This window comes from Microbacterium sp. NPDC059771, assembly GCF_042732495.1.
Classification (GTDB): domain Bacteria; phylum Actinomycetota; class Actinomycetes; order Actinomycetales; family Microbacteriaceae; genus Microbacterium; species Microbacterium sufflavum.
Genome location: NZ_JBHWHK010000014.1, coordinates 1 through 1,615, shown reverse-complemented (window position 1 = coordinate 1,615; position 1,615 = coordinate 1). Strand labels below are relative to the sequence as shown.

The following is a 1,615-nucleotide window of genomic DNA, read 5'->3' as shown; positions in this document are numbered from 1 at the left end:
CTTCCTCGCCCACCGCACCGGCCGCCTCCTCAGCCACCGGCTGCGCACCGGCCGACTCAGCCACCGCATCCCAGCGGCCGCCTGGAACCGGGCCGAAGCCCTCATGACACGGCACGGCGGCCGGGCCGTCTTCCTCGCCCGCTTCCTGCCCGTGCTGCGCACCCTCACCCCCCACCTCGCAGGAGCCACCCACCTTCCGTACCGCCGCATCGCCCCCTACAGCCTCACCGCTGCCCTGCTGTGGGCCACCGCCGAGGCTGGCGCCGGATACGCCGCCGCAACCTCCCTTCAGCGCGTCCTCACCATGAGCGGCCCCGCCATAGCCCTCGTCGCCCTGGCCGCCGTGGCCGTCGCGCTCCTGCGACGCCGACATTTCCGGCCCACACGACGCACCGACGGTCTCGCACGGCGTACCTCCAGCCCTGCGGACTGCGATCAGCTTCCTGCACCGCCCGCTGCGCGGTGATCGGGCCCGGAGAGACAGACCTGCTGAGCGTTCTAAGAAGCCATCTCATTTGGTGAGTCGGCGATAGCAGATGAGGGTGCAGGCGATGCTGGTGAAGGCGAGGAAGTGGTCTGCTTTCCGTTCGTAGCGGCGGTGCAGACGTCTGCATCCGGCGAGCCACGCCATCGTGCGTTCTATGGTCCAACGGTGGCGGCCGAGCCGTTGCGAGGTTTCGACGCCTTTGCGGGCGATACGGTGCCGGATGCCTCGGCCGGACAGCCATCGCCGCAGGTGGATGTAGTCGTAGCCCTTGTCGGCGTGGAGTTTGTGGGGCCTGCGTCGCCGAGGTCCTCGACGGGAGCGGATCGGCGGTATGCCCTTCACGAGCGGGATCAGTGCCTGGCTGTCGTGCAGATTCGCCCCCGAGATGCCGACGGACAAGGGCAGACCGGTCCGATCGGTGATCAAGTGGATCTTCGAGCCGTACTTGCCCCGGTCCACAGGATTCGGACCTGTCAGCTCCCCCTTTTCAGGGCCCGCATGTTGACCGAGTCGATCGCGCACCGGGACCAGTCCAGCTCGCCTCGGGATCCGAGTTCGTCGAGGACCAGGCGGTGGAGTTTCGCCCACACTCGGGCCTTCGACCACTCGGCGAAGCGCCGATGGGCTGTCGCTCCCGATGGCCCGAACGAGGCCGTCGGCAACTGCTGCCACGTGCACCCAGAGGTTGCCACGAAGACGATCGCGGCGAGCACTTCGCGGTCACCATGCCGACGCCGACCGCCACCCTGGGGCCGTGACGGCGCCTCCGGCACCACCCGCTGGAACAACTCCCACAACTCATCCGGCACCAGCCGCTCAACGATCCTTGCCACGACCAGCAGCTTACCCAGCCAAATGAGATGACTTCTTATGCAACACGGCACGCAATTCCTGGCGGGCGAGTGCGACGCAGTGCGGGTGCCTGGTCCACCGCAGCACGACGGTGTCGCTGTCGGCGCTGGTGTTACTCACCGGCCCGCCTCCGCGCATAGTTGCCTTCGGTGAGCCATGTTTCCTTGAGCCACCACCGTCGAAGCCGTTGGTCGGACCGTTCCCAGCGTTCGAACTCGGTTCGCGGCCAGGGCAGGAGCAGTGCGACGTGCCGTCCGCGTTGTGCGAGGTGGCAGG

2 protein-coding genes are annotated in these 1,615 nt (G+C 67.9%); one reads left to right on the top strand and one right to left on the bottom strand.

Annotated features, from left to right (window positions below; genetic code table 11):
• A partial coding sequence (locus ACFV3I_RS18730) for a DedA family protein (RefSeq protein ID WP_378823954.1) occupies positions 1-466 on the top strand: 466 nt, incomplete at its 5' end.
• Positions 467-511: 45 nt separating this feature from the next.
• Here the strand turns inward: ACFV3I_RS18730 and ACFV3I_RS18725 are convergent.
• Positions 512-1,311 (bottom strand): IS5 family transposase gene (locus tag ACFV3I_RS18725; RefSeq protein ID WP_378823956.1). Its coding sequence is split into 2 segments (ribosomal slippage): positions 512-973 and positions 976-1,311, totalling 798 coding nucleotides; the frame shifts between segments, so codons are not numbered across the junction.
• Positions 1,312-1,615 lie beyond the last annotated feature (304 nt).